The 14,535-nt window shown below is 67.1% G+C and carries 12 protein-coding genes; all 12 read left to right on the forward strand.

Annotation, left to right across the window (positions count from 1 at the left end):
- The first annotated feature begins 37 nt into the window (after positions 1–37).
- The 12 genes from ACSZPK_RS22320 (at position 38) to ACSZPK_RS22375 (ending at position 14,378) form a co-directional block, all read left to right on the forward strand.
- Positions 38–1,363, forward strand: coding sequence for an LLM class flavin-dependent oxidoreductase (locus tag ACSZPK_RS22320; protein WP_437883789.1), 1,326 nt, complete (start codon positions 38–40; stop codon positions 1,361–1,363).
- An 11-nt stretch (positions 1,364–1,374) separates the two neighbouring features.
- A complete protein-coding gene (locus ACSZPK_RS22325) occupies positions 1,375–2,973 on the forward strand; it encodes an ABC transporter substrate-binding protein (protein ID WP_437883790.1) in 1,599 nt (532 codons plus the stop codon).
- A complete protein-coding gene (locus ACSZPK_RS22330; RefSeq protein WP_437883791.1) occupies positions 2,970–3,917 on the forward strand; it encodes an ABC transporter permease in 948 nt (315 codons plus the stop codon). The genes ACSZPK_RS22325 and ACSZPK_RS22330 overlap by 4 nt, the downstream gene beginning before the upstream one ends.
- Entirely contained in the window at positions 3,914–4,756 is an 843-nt protein-coding gene (locus ACSZPK_RS22335) for an ABC transporter permease (RefSeq protein WP_437883792.1), read from the forward strand. The genes ACSZPK_RS22330 and ACSZPK_RS22335 overlap by 4 nt, the downstream gene beginning before the upstream one ends.
- On the forward strand, positions 4,753–6,375 hold the full coding sequence (locus tag ACSZPK_RS22340; RefSeq protein WP_437883793.1) for a dipeptide ABC transporter ATP-binding protein: 1,623 nt from the start codon (positions 4,753–4,755) through the stop codon (positions 6,373–6,375). The genes ACSZPK_RS22335 and ACSZPK_RS22340 overlap by 4 nt, the downstream gene beginning before the upstream one ends.
- Positions 6,376–6,959: 584 nt before the next feature.
- A complete protein-coding gene (locus ACSZPK_RS22345) occupies positions 6,960–7,880 on the forward strand; it encodes an ABC transporter substrate-binding protein (protein WP_437883794.1) in 921 nt (306 codons plus the stop codon).
- Positions 7,877–9,028 (forward strand): phosphotransferase enzyme family protein, encoded by a 1,152-nt coding sequence (locus ACSZPK_RS22350; RefSeq protein WP_437883795.1) that lies wholly within the window; start codon positions 7,877–7,879, stop codon positions 9,026–9,028. Before ACSZPK_RS22345 ends, ACSZPK_RS22350 begins: the two co-directional genes overlap by 4 nt.
- Positions 9,029–9,030: 2 nt before the next feature.
- The gene (locus ACSZPK_RS22355; RefSeq protein WP_437883796.1) at positions 9,031–9,906 is read left to right on the forward strand and encodes a sulfurtransferase; all 876 of its coding nucleotides are present in this window, start codon (positions 9,031–9,033) and stop codon (positions 9,904–9,906) included.
- A gap of 163 nt (positions 9,907–10,069) precedes the next feature.
- Positions 10,070–12,232 carry a TonB-dependent siderophore receptor gene (locus ACSZPK_RS22360; RefSeq protein ID WP_437883797.1) on the forward strand — a complete coding sequence of 721 codons (2,163 nt, stop codon included), beginning with the start codon at positions 10,070–10,072 and terminating at the stop codon, positions 12,230–12,232.
- Positions 12,232–13,056 carry a 5'-nucleotidase, lipoprotein e(P4) family gene (locus tag ACSZPK_RS22365; protein ID WP_437883798.1) on the forward strand — a complete coding sequence of 275 codons (825 nt, stop codon included), beginning with the start codon at positions 12,232–12,234 and terminating at the stop codon, positions 13,054–13,056. The genes ACSZPK_RS22360 and ACSZPK_RS22365 overlap by 1 nt, the downstream gene beginning before the upstream one ends.
- 3 nt (positions 13,057–13,059) lie before the next feature.
- Positions 13,060–13,629, forward strand: coding sequence for a nicotinamide riboside transporter PnuC (pnuC, locus tag ACSZPK_RS22370; RefSeq protein WP_437883799.1), 570 nt, complete (start codon positions 13,060–13,062; stop codon positions 13,627–13,629).
- Positions 13,626–14,378 carry a UTRA domain-containing protein gene (locus tag ACSZPK_RS22375; protein WP_437883800.1) on the forward strand — a complete coding sequence of 251 codons (753 nt, stop codon included), beginning with the start codon at positions 13,626–13,628 and terminating at the stop codon, positions 14,376–14,378. The genes pnuC and ACSZPK_RS22375 overlap by 4 nt, the downstream gene beginning before the upstream one ends.
- Positions 14,379–14,535 lie beyond the last annotated feature (157 nt).

Here is a 14,535-nt window from a genome sequence, read left to right on the forward strand (position 1 = left end):
GCCAAGGCGGCCGCAGACGGCCTTACGGGATATCGTCATGAGTACGCAACCGCACAAGATCATCCTCGGCGCCTTCGTTCCCGGTGTCCTGACCGGCTCGGCCTGGCGCCTGCCGGAAGCGCCGAAAGACAGCTTCCGCGACTTCGACCACTACCGCTACATCGCCGAAAAGCTCGAAGCCGGCCGCTTTCACTCGCTGTTCTTCAACGACAGCGTGCAGTTCGACCTCGACCCCGGCCTGGAAAAAGGCCCCAACAGCGTGCGCTGGGACCCGCTGATCCTCGCCCCGGCCCTGGCCCTGGTGACCCGCCACATCGGCCTGATCACCACCGGCAGCACCACTTACAACGAGCCCTACAACCTGGCGCGCAAATACGCCTCGCTGGATCACCTCAGCAACGGCCGCGCCGGCTGGAACCTGGTGACCTCGCTCGGCGGCGGCGAGAACTTCAACCGCGCCGCGCACACCCAGCATGGCGACCGCCACGAACGCGCCGAAGAGTTCTTCGACGTGATCAGCGGCCTGTGGGACAGTTGGGGCGAGGATGCCTTCCCCCAGGACAAGGACTCCGGCACCTGGCTCGACCTGGACAAGCTGCACGTGCTCGACCACCAGGGCAAGCACTTCCAGGTCAAGGGTCCGCTCAACGTCGCGCGGCCGATCCAGGGTTACCCGGTGATCGCCCAGGCCGGCTCGTCCGAAGCCGGTATTCGCCTCGGCGCGCGGGTCGGCGAGCTGATCTTCACCGCCCAGCAAACGATTGCCGAAGGCCGCGACTTCTACGAGAACATCAAGGCCCAGGCCCTGACCTTCGGCCGTCCGCGCGATCATCTGAAGGTCCTGCCGGGCGTCTCGCCCATCGTCGGCAAGACCCAGGCCGAAGCCGAGGCCAAGTACGAGCGCCTGCAGGAGCTGCTCGATCCACAGTCCTTCCTCAGCCGCATCTCGCGCTTCGCCAGCCTCGACTACGACCTTGCCGAACTGCCGTTCGACGAGGTGGTGCCGCTGCCACCCGAGCACTTCAGCACCGACAGCCACCCGAGCCGGCAGAAGCTGGTCTACGACCTGATCCGCCGCGAACGGCCGACCGTGCGCCAGCTGTTCAACAAACTGACGGCGGGCGGCCACCGCGTGCTGATCGGCACCCCCGAGAGCATCGCCGACGACTTCCAGCAATGGACCGAAGCCGGCGCGGCGGACGGCTTCAACATCATGTTCTCCGGCCTGCACTCGCAGATCGACGACTTCGTCGACGGCGTGGTCCCCGAACTGCAACGCCGTGGCGTGTTCCAGCGCGAATACGCCGGCGGCACCCTGCGCGAGAACCTCGGCCTGCCGTACCGGCAGAACCGCAACAGTTGATGGAGCGCCTCATGTCCTTTCGCCTCGGCGCCCTGTGCGCCGCCCTTGCGCTGATCCTCTCTGGCTGCGGCGATGACACGCCGCCAGTCGCCCAGACAGCGGCGCCCAGCGCAGCGCAGCGCGGCGGCGTGCTCAAGGTCGCCATCGACGGCGATCCGCTGTGCATCGACCCGCAACAGGCCGGCAACAGCAGCGCGCTCAACGTCGGCCGGCAACTGGTCGACTCGCTCACCGACCAGGACCCCGAGACCAGCGAGATCGTGCCTTGGCTGGCGCAGCGCTGGGAAGTCAGCGAAGACTCGCGGCAATTCACCTTCCACCTGCGCGAAGGCGTGACCTTCAGCGATGGCAGCCTGCTGGATGCCGCCGCCGTGAAGGCCAACTTCGAAGCGATCCGCGCCCTCGGCGCGCTGGCGCAACTGGGCGGCACCTACCTCAGCGGCCTGCAATCGATCGATACGCCCGATGCGCGAACCGTGGTGATCCGCTTCGAGCAAGCCAACGCCCAGTTCCTCCAGGCCAGCTCGACCATGAGCCTCGGCCTGTTTGCCAGGGACACCCTGCAACGCAGCGCCGAAGAGCGCTGCCAGGGCGCCTTGATCGGCTCCGGGCCGTTCACCCTGACAGGGTTCCAGCACAACCAGAGCGTGCGCCTGCAACATCGCGCCGACTATGCCTGGCCCTCGTCCCTCGCCGGGCACCAGGGCCGCGCCTGGCTGGACGGCCTCGAGTTCCTGGTCATTCCCGAGTCCGGCGTGCGCCTGGGTAGCCTGCTGTCCGCGCAGATCGACGTGAACACCAGCGTGGCGGTGCAGGACGAGGCCATTCTCGACGCGCAGCAGATCCCCTTCATCGCCCGACCCAATCCGGGCATCGTGTACAACCTCACGCCCAACGAATCGCGCCCGCCGCTGGACCAGTTGGCGGTGCGCCAAGCGCTGAACAAGGCCATCGACCGCCAACAGTTGCAGGGCGTGATTTCCCGCTACCAGAAGCCGGCCAGTTCGGTGCTGGCCAGCAGCACGCCGCACTACCACGACGACGCGGCGCTGCTCGGCCATGACCCGCAAGGCGCGGCCAGGCTGCTCGACGAGGCCGGCTGGCCGCTCGGCGCCGACGGTTGGCGCAGCCAGGACGGCAAGCGCCTGAGCTTCCAGGTCGACTACTGGCAGGCCAGCACCCCGGTGCTGGAACTGGTGCAGCAGCAGTTGCGCCAGCTCGGCGTCGAACTGCGCCTGAACAAGACCACCATCAGCCAGGTCAGCGCCCTGCAGAACGAGCGCAACTACAGCCTGTGGTTCTTCAACCTGACCCGTGCCGACCCGGACGTGCTGCGCACCGTGTTCCTCGCCAGCGGGCGCAACGTCAACGGCCGCCAGGCATCCGAGGTCGATACGCTGCTGCAGCGCTCCGCCACCCTGCTCGACAAAACGCAACGGGGCGCCCTGGTCGAGCAGGCGAGTACCCGCCTGATCAGCGAAGCTCACGTGTTCCCGCTGTTCGAGGCGGCCACGGTCACCGCGTTCCGCCCGGCCGTGCATGGCCTGCACTACGAGGCCTCGACGCGCCTGCAGTTCTACGACACCTGGCTCAGGCAGGACGCGCCATGACCCTCGGACCGCTGGCCGCGCGCCTCGGCCAGGCACTGTTCGTGCTGTGGGCGGCATTCAGCCTGTCCTTCGTGATCCTCTACGCGCTGCCCAGCGACCCGGTGAGCATCATGCTCAGCCAGAGCGGCGAGATGAGCGCGGTGGACCAGGCCCAGGTCGCCGCGCTCAAGGCGCGTTATCACCTCGACCAACCGCTGCCGGTGCAATACGCCAGCGCCCTGTGGCAAGCCGTGCGGCTCGACCTGGGCACCTCGATCCAGAGCGGCAAGAGCGTGCTCGGCATGCTCGCCGCCGCCCTGCCGGCGACCGCCGCGCTGAGCCTTGCGGCGCTGCTCATCGCCCTGCCGCTGGGCGTCGGCATCGCCCTGCTGGCCAGCCTCAGCCGCCGGCGTAGCGTACGCTCGGCCCTGCTGGCGGCACCGGCAGTGGGTGTGTCGCTGCCAACCTTCTGGGTCGGCCTGCTGCTGTTGCAGGGGTTGTCGTTCAAGCTGCACCTGCTGCCGGCCATGGGCAACCAGGGCCTCGCTTCGCTGGTATTGCCGGCGCTGACCCTGGCGATTCCCACCGCGGCGATGATCGCCCAGGTCCTGGCCCGCTCGATTGCCAATGTCAGCCACCAGCCCTTCATCGACGCCCTGCGCAGCAAAGGCGTCGGGCGCCTGCGCCTGCTGCTGGTGCACGTGCTGCACAACGCGGCGATCCCGCTGCTGACCCTGTCCGGCAGCCTGATCGGCAACCTGCTGGCTGGCGCGGTGGTCACCGAGACGGTGTTCTCCCGCGACGGCATCGGCCGCCTGGCCCAGGGCGCGGTGTCCAGCCAGGACATCCCGGTGGTGCAGGGCGTGGTGCTGCTGGCCGCGGCGCTGTACATCCTCACCAACCTGCTGGTCGACCTGGTCTACCCGCTGCTCGACCCGCGCCTGTCCGCGAGGCCCCGCGCATGAGCCAGACCATCACCCTGACCCGACGCGCGCGGCCCTTCGCCTTGCCCGGTGCGGCCACCATGCTGAGCCTGTCGCTGCTCGCCCTGGTGATCGGCTGGGCCTTGCTGCCGGCCGCCTTCGCCTCGCTCGACCCGCTGCTAGCAGACCCACGCCAGGCCCTGCAGGCACCGTCTGCCGCGCACTGGTTCGGCACCGACCATCTGGGGCGCGACCTGTACGCCCGTACGGTTCACGGCACCGCCCTGTCGATGCAGGCCACCACCCTCGCGGTGCTGATCGCCCTGCTACTGGGCGCCGTGCTCGGCACCCTCGGTGGCTACTTCGGCGGACGCGCCGATGCCGTGCTGATGCGCTGCGTCGAAGTGTTGATGGCGATTCCGCCGCTGCTGCTGGCCATGGCGGTGATCACCGTGCTCGGCTTCGGCACCCTCAACATCGCCCTGGCGGTCGGCCTGTCCTCGGTCGCCGTCTTCGCCCGCCTGAGCCGTGGCGAAGTGCTGCGCTGGCGCCACAGCGTGTTCGTTGAGGCGGCGCAGGCCTGCGGGGTCGGCCACTGGACGATCATCGCCCGCCACATAGTGCCGCATGCCGCTGGCCCGGTACTGGCCCTGGCCGCGCTGGAATTCGGCAGTGCGGTGCTGGCGGTTTCGTCCCTGAGCTTCCTCGGCTTCGGCGCGCCACCGCCGCAACCGGAATGGGGCCTGCTGATCGCCGAAGGACGTAATTTCATGGTCGCCGCCTGGTGGTACACCACCCTGCCCGGCCTGGTGGTCGCCGCCGTGGTGCTGGCCTCCAACCAGGTCGCCCGCCACTTGCACGAACGAGGTCAACACCGATGAGCACGCCGTTACTCAGCATCAGCAACCTGCGCATCGACTACGGTACGAACACGGCGGTGCACGGCATCGACCTGCATATCGACGCTGGCGAATGCGTGGCCATCGTCGGCGAGTCGGGCTCCGGCAAATCCAGCACCGCGGCCGCCATCACCGGCCTGCTGCCGGGCGACGCACGGCGCCAGGGCCGGCTGCGCCTGGGCGATACGGCGCTGGAACGGCTCGACGAGCGCGAGTGGCGCGCGCTGCGTGGCAAACGCATCGGTTTCGTGCCCCAGGACCCCGGCCTGTCGCTCGACCCGGTCAAGCGTATCGATGCGCAGTTGCTGGAGGCCTTGCTCGTCCATGGCGTGCCGCTGGGCCAGGCCTGGACGCGCGCACGGCAACTGCTGGAGCACGTCGGCCTGCAGGACGTCGAGCGAGTCCTGGCCAGTTATCCACACCAGTTGTCCGGCGGCATGTGCCAGCGCGTGCTGATCGCCATCGCCCTGGCCAACAACCCACCCCTGATCGTCGCCGACGAGCCGACCAGCGCCCTGGATGTCAGCGTGCAGCGGCAGATCCTCGATCACCTGGAGAGCCAGGTGCGCGAACAGGGTCGCAGCCTGCTGCTGATCACCCATGACCTGGGCGTGGCCCTGGACCGCGCCGACCGCATCATCGTCATGCGGCACGGACGCATCGTCGAACAGGGGCCGACCCGGCACCTGTTCGAACAGCCGGAGCAGGCCTATACCCGCCAGTTGCTGAGCGCCTCATCGGGCCAGGCGCTGACCCGGCGACGCCAGGCAAACGCAGCGGGCGGCCCGACATTGCTGGCGGTGTCCGACCTGGGCAAACGCTGGAGCGCCGGAAGCGCGGCGGCGGTCGAGCAGGTCTCGTTCGAGCTGCCGCGCGGCACCACCACCAGCCTGGTGGGCGAATCCGGCTCGGGCAAGTCGACCACTGCGCGCATGCTGCTGCGCCTGGAAAGCGCCAGTTCGGGCCGGGTGTCGTTCGACGGGCTCGACGTACTCGCTGCCGATGGCCGGCAGTTGCGTGACTATCGGCGCCGGGTGCAGGTGGTCTATCAGAACCCCTACGCATCGTTGAACCCGCGCCTGGACCTGCTGACGCTCATCGGCGAGCCGTTGCGTGCCTACAGGATCGGTAACCGGCATAGCCAGCGACGACGGGTCGAACACTTGCTGCAGCGCGTCGGCCTGCCTGCGACGCTGCTGCTACGACGTCCGCACCAGCTCTCCGGCGGTCAGCGCCAGCGCGTCGCCATCGCCCGCGCCCTGGCGCTCGAACCGGAGTTGCTGATCCTCGACGAGCCCTTGTCCGCCCTGGACGCCTCGGTGCAGGCGCAGGTTCTCGATCTGCTCGACGAGTTGCAGCGCGAACTGGGCCTGACCTACCTGTTCATCTCCCACGACCTGGCCACGGTACGGCGCATCTCCGACCAGGTGTTGGTGATGCACAAGGGACGGATCGTCGAGCAAGGCAGCAGCGAGCGGGTGTTCGATGCGCCGCGCAGTGCCTATACCAAGCGGTTGCTGGAGGATATTCCGGGGCAAAGGATACGGCGGGAGGTGGTGCTGGATGAGGCAGTGCCGAGGTATTCCAGTGCGGCGTATTGAAACGGGACTGCCCTTTCTACCTCTGGGAGAGGGATGGGCGTCCCGCATAGGATGAGAGCTATCCGGCAGAGCAACAGCATTCACTCGCCCTGCCATTTTTAGCAGTGGATTGATAGCTTGGGTTTCGCCCTGCTGGGCGAGTCACTTTTTCCAAACGCGGAAAAAGTAATCAAAAACGCTATGCCCCTGCATCCGGCCCCGGCTGCGCCGGGGTTCCCTTGCTCCATCAACACTCCGAGGGCCCGCTGCGATAGGCCATCCCTGCGTGCCCCCGTAGCGGCGCTGGAAGGAACCCGTAGCGAAGCGCAGGGCCGGATGCCGGGAAAAAGACCTTTTGGTTACTTTTGCGCCGGCCGGGTAGGTGCATTTGCCAAAAGTGACTCGCCCAGCAGGGCGAAACCCAAGCTATCAACCCACGTAGGCAAACGGCCCACGCCTCGCTGATCCAAAATGCTCAGCCCTTCAACCCCCAAAACCCCACGCATTTATGCAGTAACCGCATAAACCTAGCGTCAATCGATATTGGTATATACCAGCAGCCATCTCCTTAAATCCGCGGCATCAACTCTTGAGGTCGCCACCCGATGCCTGCTGTACGCGTGATGCTGGAATACTTCCACCCCTGGCCCAACTCGGCGGGCTTCTACCTGGCGCGCGAACGCGGCTGGTACCGCGATGCCGGCCTGGACGTACAGCTCAGCGTGCCCGACCCCTACCATGGCGATACCCTGGAACACCTGCTGCGCGGCGCTGCCGACTTCGGCGTGTTCCCCAGCAACCGCCTGCTGGTACGCCGGGCCCTCGGGCAGCCCCTGGTCGGCGTGGCGGCGATCAACCACCGAGGCTTGGAGTCGATCCAGACCCTCGCCGACTTCGGCATCCAGCGCCCGCGTGACCTGGCCGGCAAGCGCCTGGCCCTCAATCCGACGCCACGTGGCCTGGCCATGGTCCGTCATCTGGTCGAAGCCGATGGCGGCGATCCGGACGCCGTGATCCTGGTCGACAGCGGCGTGCGCGAACTGCGTCCCGAGCAACTGGCGGCCGGGATCGCCGACGCCAGCTTCGGTGGCTACTGGGCCTGGGAAGCGCTGATGGCCAGCGGCATCGCCGACGAACGTCGCGTGGTGTGGCCGGTCGATGAAATCGGCGCGCCGGCCTACCACAGCTACCTGCTCGGCACGCGCCAGGAACTGCTCGACCAAGACCCCGAGTGGGTTCGCACCTTCCTGGCGGTCACCGCCCGTGGCTTTCTCGCCGCCGCCGCCGAGCCATTGAGCGCCCTGCCCGCCTATGAAGCCGCGACGCCGTATTTCCCCAGCGAACTGCTGGCCGGCTCGTTGCAGAAAATCGCCCCCTCCTGGCTGCACGCAGGCCATTGGGGCGAGCAGCGCGAGGAACTGATCGCGCCCTATGCCCAGTGGTTGCACTACCATGGCGTGCTCAAAGACGCCGACGCCTGGCGCGGCGCGACCCGCAACGACTACTTGCCGGAATTTCCCGCATGACCGAAGACACCCGTATCGCCCACGGCCTGGGCCTCGACCCGGTGGCGGCCGACTGGCCGGCCCTGCGCGACGAGGACGCCGAGCGCGTATTGCAGCATTACCCGCAGCTCGGGGCGCTGCGCGAGATGGACTGGCACAGCCCGCGCCCGTTTTCCGCAGCGGCACGGGTGCATGCGCAACACGCCACGGTGATCGTCAAACGCCATCACCGTCTGGTCCGCGAAGCCTCGTGGCTGGAAGAAGAACACGCCTTCGTGCGTCATCTGCATAGCCGTGGCGCACCTGTGGTGGCACCCTTGCGCACCCTCGACGGACGCAGCGCCCTGACCCTCGATGACTGGACCTACGAGGTCCTGCCGATTGCCCCGGGCCACGACCTCTACCGCGATGCGCTGTCCTGGACGCCCTTCCTCAGCCTGCCGCACGCCCGCTCGGCCGGCAGCGCACTCGCCGCCCTGCATCGCGCCGCAGCGGATTATTCGGCCGGGCAGCGGCAGACGCCGGTACTGCTGGCCAACCTGCGTCTGTTCAGCCAGGCCGACCCGCTGGCGGCCATCGACGCCGAGCTGGCGAACCGTCCGGCGCTGGCAGCCTACCTGGCCAATCAGGACTGGCGCCGCACCTTGAACGAGCTGCACCTGCCCTATCACCGCGTGCTGTACCCGATGCTCGCGCGCCAGCCTTCGCTGTGGACCCACAACGACTGGCACGCCTCGAACCTGCTCTGGCAGGCAGACCGCGCCGACGCCGAGGTCGCCAGCGTGCTGGACTTCGGCCTGAGCGATCGCACCTTCGCCCTGTTCGACCTGGCCACCGCCATCGAACGCAACTGCGTGCCCTGGCTCGACCTCGACAGCGGCGGCAAGGCCAGCGCCGACCTCGACGCCGTCGACGCGTTGCTCGCCGGCTACGAACACGTGCATCCGCTCGGCCGCGACCAACTGCAGACGCTTGCCGTCCTGCTGCCGCTGGTGCACGCCGACTTCGCGCTGTCCGAAATCGATTACTTCGAAGGCGTCGTCGGCTCCCGGCCAAGCGCCGACATCGCCTACCACGCCTTCCTGATCGGCCATAGCCAATGGTTCGACGATGCCGAAGGGGCGCGCCTGCTGGCGCACATCCGTCGCCTGGCGCAAGCGAGGACCTGAGCATGAGCCGTCAAGACATCCTGATCAGCGCGCACGACCTGGCACAACGACTGCCCGGGGTGACCCTGCTCGACGCCAGCGTCGACCTGGCCGCTCCGGCGTTCGATGGCGACTACCGCGTCGTCAGTGGCAAGACGGCCTGGCACGAGGCCCATATCCCCGGCGCGCGGCATGCCGATTTGCTGGACGCCCTGGCCGACTCGTCCGCCTCATTCAGCTTCGCCCTGCCATCGGCCGCGCACTTCGCCAAAGGCCTGAGCGAACTGGGTGTCGACAGCACCAGCCCGGTCGTGGTCTACGACCGTCATGACGGGTTCTGGGCCGCCCGCCTGTGGTGGATGCTGCGCAGCGTCGGCCTCGCCGCGCAGGTGCTGGATGGCGGCTTCAAGGCCTGGCGCGCGGCGGGCTTGCCCGAGCGCAGTGGCGATGAACCCGCCGTCGGCGCAGCGCCTGTGCACGAGCTGACGCTGGATCGCCGCTACTGGTCCAGCCAGCAGGACGTGGCCGCCGTGGTGGAGGGGCGCGCCAAAGGCGTGCTGATCTGCGCCCTGTCCGCCGCCCTGTTCGATGGCAGCGCGGTGACCCGCTATGCCCGGCGCGGCCATATTCCCGGCAGCCTCAACCGTCCGGCACGTGGCCTGTTCGACGAAAAGGGCCGCTACCTGGCCGACGCCGAGCTGGCCAAGGCACTCGGCGCGGCGCTGCTGGCCGGCGACGAGCAGCTGATCCTCTATTGCGGCGGCGGCATCTCCGCCGCCGCCACGGCCCTGGCGCTCAGCGTGCTGGGCCGCGACAACCTGTCCATCTACGACGGCTCCCTGCAGGAATGGGCCGCGGACCGAGCATTGCCAATGACCACCGGAGCAACTCCGGCCTGAAACGCCGTCCGTTCATGAGCGGATAGCACTCGAAACGCTGCCATGCCAACCCGGCGCGGCGGCGATTCCAACGCCTCAATGTCGTCGTCCTCGCCAACAGATGAGAAGCAGTCGCATGTCCGCTGCAATCGCTGCAAAATGGCGGACTTTTCAGGAGCTTTCCATGGCATCACCTTTGTTTCTGCGGCCGCGCCGGCACTTCGCCCTCGGCCTGCTCAGCCTCGCCCTGCAACCGGCCTGGGCCGATGAGGTCACGCTGGATACCGTCACCGTCACCGGCGAAAAGACCGACAGTTACCAGGCCAAGAGCGCCTCGGTCAGCGGTTTCGGTGAAGCGCCGTTGCTCGACACCCCAGCCTCCGTCGCGGTGGTCAACCGACAGTTGCTGGACGACCAGCAGGCGCGCCTGCTCAGCGACGTGCTGAAGAACGATGCCTCGGTTGGCCAGAGCTACGCGCCCATCGGCTACTACGAGAACTTCGCGGTGCGCGGTTTCTCGCTCAACGAGGCCAGCAGCTACTGGATCAACGGCCACAGCATCACCGGCGAGCAGAACGTGGCGCTGGAGAACAAAGAGCAGGTGGAACTGCTCAAGGGCCTGTCCGGCTTGCAGAGCGGCATGTCCGAACCCGGCGGGCTGGTCAACTACGTGACTAAACGCCCGGATGACGTGCGCTCGGTCAGCCTGGCGCTGAACGACGATGGCGAGCGTTACATCGCCACCGACCTCGGCACCTGGATCGGCGCGGAAAAACAGGTCGGCGTGCGCATCAACCTGGCCCACGAGGACATCGGCACCTACGTCGAACACGCCGATGGTCGCCGCGATTTCGCCTCCCTGGCTCTGGACTGGAACATCAGCCCCAACGCCCTGCTGCAGTTCGACGTCGAGTACCAGAAGCGCAAGCAACGCTCGGTGCCCGGCTATCAATTGCTTGGCGGCACCACGGTGCCCCACGATGTCGACCCGGAAAAACGCCTGGGCGACCAGAGCTGGGGCAAGCCGGTGAGTAGCGATTCGCTGAACCTGGGCGGACGTTTCGAATACCGCTTCAACGATGCCTGGACCGGCAGCATCGACGCCTCGCGCAGCAAGGTGGTGGTCGATGACTACAGTACGTTCGCCTGGGGCTGCTACGGCGCCGCGAGTTGCGCCAGCGCCGCAGTGCCCAACTATTTCAGCGCCGAAGGTGATTACGACGTTTCCGACTATCGCAACCCGGACGATACGCGCCGTAACGACGAACTGCAGCTGGCCCTGGCGGGCCGCTTCGACACCGGCGTTCTCGCCCACCAGCTGACCGTTGGCACAGGTGTGTTGCGCCGTACCATCGACCGGCGCAAGTCGGTCAACGAATACATCGGCACCGGCAACATCTACCAGGACAACGTCGAGTACGAGCCGACCGACGAACCGCTGAAGCCCAGCTATCGCACCCTCGACAGCCGCCAGTACAGCCTGTTCTTCAGCGACCGCATCAGCTACGGCGAACACTGGCAGACCGTGCTGGGCGGACGCCTGGTACACGTCGATGAAAAGGCCTACAGCAACAGGGACGGCAGCCGTGAGCGGCACACCCAGCGCTCCGAATTCCTGCCGGACGTGGCACTGATCTACAAGCCGCGCGCCGATATTTCCCTCTACACGCGCTACAGCGAGGGCCTCTCGCTGGGCAAGGCCGCAGACTGGTACACCACCAACGACGGAGAAACCCTGCCGCCAACCCTTTCGCGCCAGATCGAACTGGGCATCAAGCGCGACTGGCAGCGCGCCAGCTTCGGCGCCGCCCTGTTCCAACTGCGCCAGGCCTACGCTTATTCGCAGCCCAATGGCGATGGCACCTTCACCTACGTGCAACAGGGCGAGCAGAAAAACGTCGGCCTGGAACTCTCCGCCAGCGGTTGGCTGACCCAGCGCCTGCAACTGGCCGCCACCGCCACGGCGATTCGTGCGCGGGTCTCCGGCAGCGGCACCGACGCCTATGACGATCACCAGGCGATCAACGTGCCGAAATACCGCGCCAGCCTGTCCGCCGACTACCGGGTGCCTGGCATCGACGGCCTGGCCCTGCTCGGCGGGGTGCAATACAGTGCCAGCAAATACGCCAACCAGGCCGGTACGGTGGAAGTCGGTGATTACGCGATCTTCGATATCGGCAGCCGCTACACCACCAAGATCGAAGGCTACGAAACCGTGCTGCGCCTGACCGTCGACAACCTGTTCGACAAGCGCTACTGGCGTGACGTCGGCCTGTTCGCCGGTGACGGCTACCTGTTCCCCGGCGCGCCGCGCACCGCACGCCTGTCGGCCACGGTGAACTTCTGATGAAGCGCCTGTCGCCCGTGCTGCTGGTCGTCGCCCTGGGCGGCTGCCAGCAGACACCACCTGCCAACGACCAGCTCGACGCGGTGCTGTGGACACAGACCTCCATCGAGCACGAGTTGATCTACCGCCAGGTGTTCGCCAGCGCCACCCGGCAACTCGATGCGGCCTTGGCCGACCCGAGCTGGGACGCCCTGCCGCAAGCGCCACGCGATCTCGCCGGGTTGCCGCCGGCGCTGATCGTCGACATCGACGAAACCCTGCTCGACAACACCGCGATCAACGCCCAGGCCATCGTCGACGACACGCCCTACAGCTACCCGCGCTGGTACCGCTGGGTCGACAATGCCCAGGCACCTGATTTGCCCGGCGCGAAGGATTTTCTTCAGGCCGCAGCCCAGCGCGGCATCACCACGTACTACCTGACCAACCGTGAACCGGGCCAGGAACAGGCGACCCTGGTCAACCTGCAGCGCCGCGGCTTTCCGGTCAGTGATGTGCAGCAGATTCTCACCGCGGGCACCACGGTCGGCGGCTGCCAGGCACAAGGCTCGGACAAGACCTGCCGGCGCCAGTGGGTCGGCCAGCGCGCCCGTGTGCTGATGCTGGTCGGCGACAGCTTCGGTGACCTGGTCGGTGCCGACAACCGCCTCGCAGCCCAACGTCAGGCTGCCGCGCCCTACCTGACCTGGCTCGGCCAGCGCTGGTTCCTGCTGCCCAACCCCACCTACGGCGGCTGGTACACGGCGCCTTATGGGGACCAGGAAACACTGCCCGACAGCCGCAAGCGCGAGCTGAAACAACGCGCCCTCAACCTGCAGGACTGATCGATGTCGCCCATGGAAATCATCGCCGTCATCTTCAACATCGTCGGCGTCTGGCTCACCGCCCAGCGCATCCGCTGGTGCTGGCCGGTGAGCGTGGTCGCGGTGCTGCTGTACGCCTGGATCTTCTTCGAGGTGAAGCTCTACTCGGACATGCTCCTGCAACTGATCTTCGCCGTGCTCCAGGGCTACGGCTGGTGGCGCTGGAGCAGCGGGCGCATCGACGCCGGCAAGGTGCATGTCGAACGCCTGCGCCCGCAGGAAGCCTGGGCCAGCCTGGCGCTCGGCCTGGTGGCCGCCGTGACCCTGGGTGCGCTGATGCACCGCTTCACCGATGCCGCGCTGCCCTGGCTGGACTCGCTGCTCACCGCCTTCAGCCTGGTCGCCAGCTTCTGGGCGGCGCGCAAGTACGTGGCCAGTTGGTGGCTGTGGATCGTCCTCGATACCGCCTACGTCGGCATGTTCCTGTACAAGGACCTGCTGCTCACCGCCGCGCTGTATGCCGGTTTCATCGTCCTGGCCATCTACGGCCTGCGCGCCTGGCAGCGTGACCTGCTGCGCCAGGAAGCCGGATGAGCGCGCCCGGCGAGCGCCGCCTGACGCTGCGCGCAGCCCAGCCGCTGTACCTGCGCATCCGCGATCAACTGGTCGCCGACCTCAACGGGGGGCTGTTCGCCACAGGCAGCAAGCTGCCGTCCGAACGGGAGCTGGCCGAGCGCTTCACCTGCACCCGGGTGACCTTGCGCCAAGCCCTGCAACTGCTCGAAACCGACGGCCTGATCTACCGCGAAAACCGCCTCGGCTGGTACGTCAGCCCGCCACGGATTCGCTACGATCCGCGCGGCATCACCGGCTTCATGGACTACGTGGCGGCCCAGGGCCGGGTGCCGGTCACCGAATGCCTGCACGCCGAACGCCGCCCGGCAGGTGCCTGGATGGCCACGCGCATGGGCCTGGATCATCCCGAGGAAAGCGTGTTTCATCTGCAACGCCGACGCTGGGTCGATGGTCGCCCGGTGCTGGTGGAATACAACACCCTGGCCACGCGCTGGTGCCCGCAATTGCTCGAAGAGGACCTCAACACCTCGCTGACAACCTTGCTGCGCGAACGCTTCGGCCTGATCCATTCGCGCTGCGAACTGATCATGCACCCCGGCATCATGGAACAGGCCCAGGCCGACTTGCTGCAAGTCTCGCCCGGCTCCAGCAGCTTCTACCTGGAACGGCTGAACTTCGGCGAACGCGGCCAGCCGGTCGAACTGGACCAGGAATTCTGGCGCCCGGACGCCCTGGCGGTGGTATTGGATGCGCATTATCCGGGGTGAAAAAGCGGGTAAAGACCGCTTCCACGTAATGTTCAAGAGCTGCTTTAGACAGGAGCAGACGTAGGGTGGACAACGCGAAGCTTGTCCACCACTCTGCATGGCCAATGGTGGACAAAAAAAGCGTTGTCCACCCTACGTCCGCTTTGGCCTTGAAGCG

It is taken from the genome of Pseudomonas sp. LRF_L74, from assembly GCF_965644255.1.
In the GTDB taxonomy this organism is placed as follows: domain Bacteria; phylum Pseudomonadota; class Gammaproteobacteria; order Pseudomonadales; family Pseudomonadaceae; genus Aquipseudomonas.

Bases quoted from the DNA above. Each gene is read 5' to 3' on its own strand.
- ACSZPK_RS22320 (WP_437883789.1), top strand. From the start codon at position 38: ATGAGTACGCAACCGCACAAGATCATCCTCGGCGCCTTCGTTCCCGGT.
- ACSZPK_RS22325 (WP_437883790.1), top strand. From the start codon at position 1,375: ATGTCCTTTCGCCTCGGCGCCCTGTGCGCCGCCCTTGCGCTGATCCTC.
- ACSZPK_RS22330 (WP_437883791.1), top strand. From the start codon at position 2,970: ATGACCCTCGGACCGCTGGCCGCGCGCCTCGGCCAGGCACTGTTCGTG.
- ACSZPK_RS22335 (WP_437883792.1), top strand. From the start codon at position 3,914: ATGAGCCAGACCATCACCCTGACCCGACGCGCGCGGCCCTTCGCCTTG.
- ACSZPK_RS22340 (WP_437883793.1), top strand. From the start codon at position 4,753: ATGAGCACGCCGTTACTCAGCATCAGCAACCTGCGCATCGACTACGGT.
- ACSZPK_RS22345 (WP_437883794.1), top strand. From the start codon at position 6,960: ATGCCTGCTGTACGCGTGATGCTGGAATACTTCCACCCCTGGCCCAAC.
- ACSZPK_RS22350 (WP_437883795.1), top strand. From the start codon at position 7,877: ATGACCGAAGACACCCGTATCGCCCACGGCCTGGGCCTCGACCCGGTG.
- ACSZPK_RS22355 (WP_437883796.1), top strand. From the start codon at position 9,031: ATGAGCCGTCAAGACATCCTGATCAGCGCGCACGACCTGGCACAACGA.
- ACSZPK_RS22360 (WP_437883797.1), top strand. From the start codon at position 10,070: ATGGCATCACCTTTGTTTCTGCGGCCGCGCCGGCACTTCGCCCTCGGC.
- ACSZPK_RS22365 (WP_437883798.1), top strand. From the start codon at position 12,232: ATGAAGCGCCTGTCGCCCGTGCTGCTGGTCGTCGCCCTGGGCGGCTGC.
- pnuC (WP_437883799.1), top strand. From the start codon at position 13,060: ATGTCGCCCATGGAAATCATCGCCGTCATCTTCAACATCGTCGGCGTC.
- ACSZPK_RS22375 (WP_437883800.1), top strand. From the start codon at position 13,626: ATGAGCGCGCCCGGCGAGCGCCGCCTGACGCTGCGCGCAGCCCAGCCG.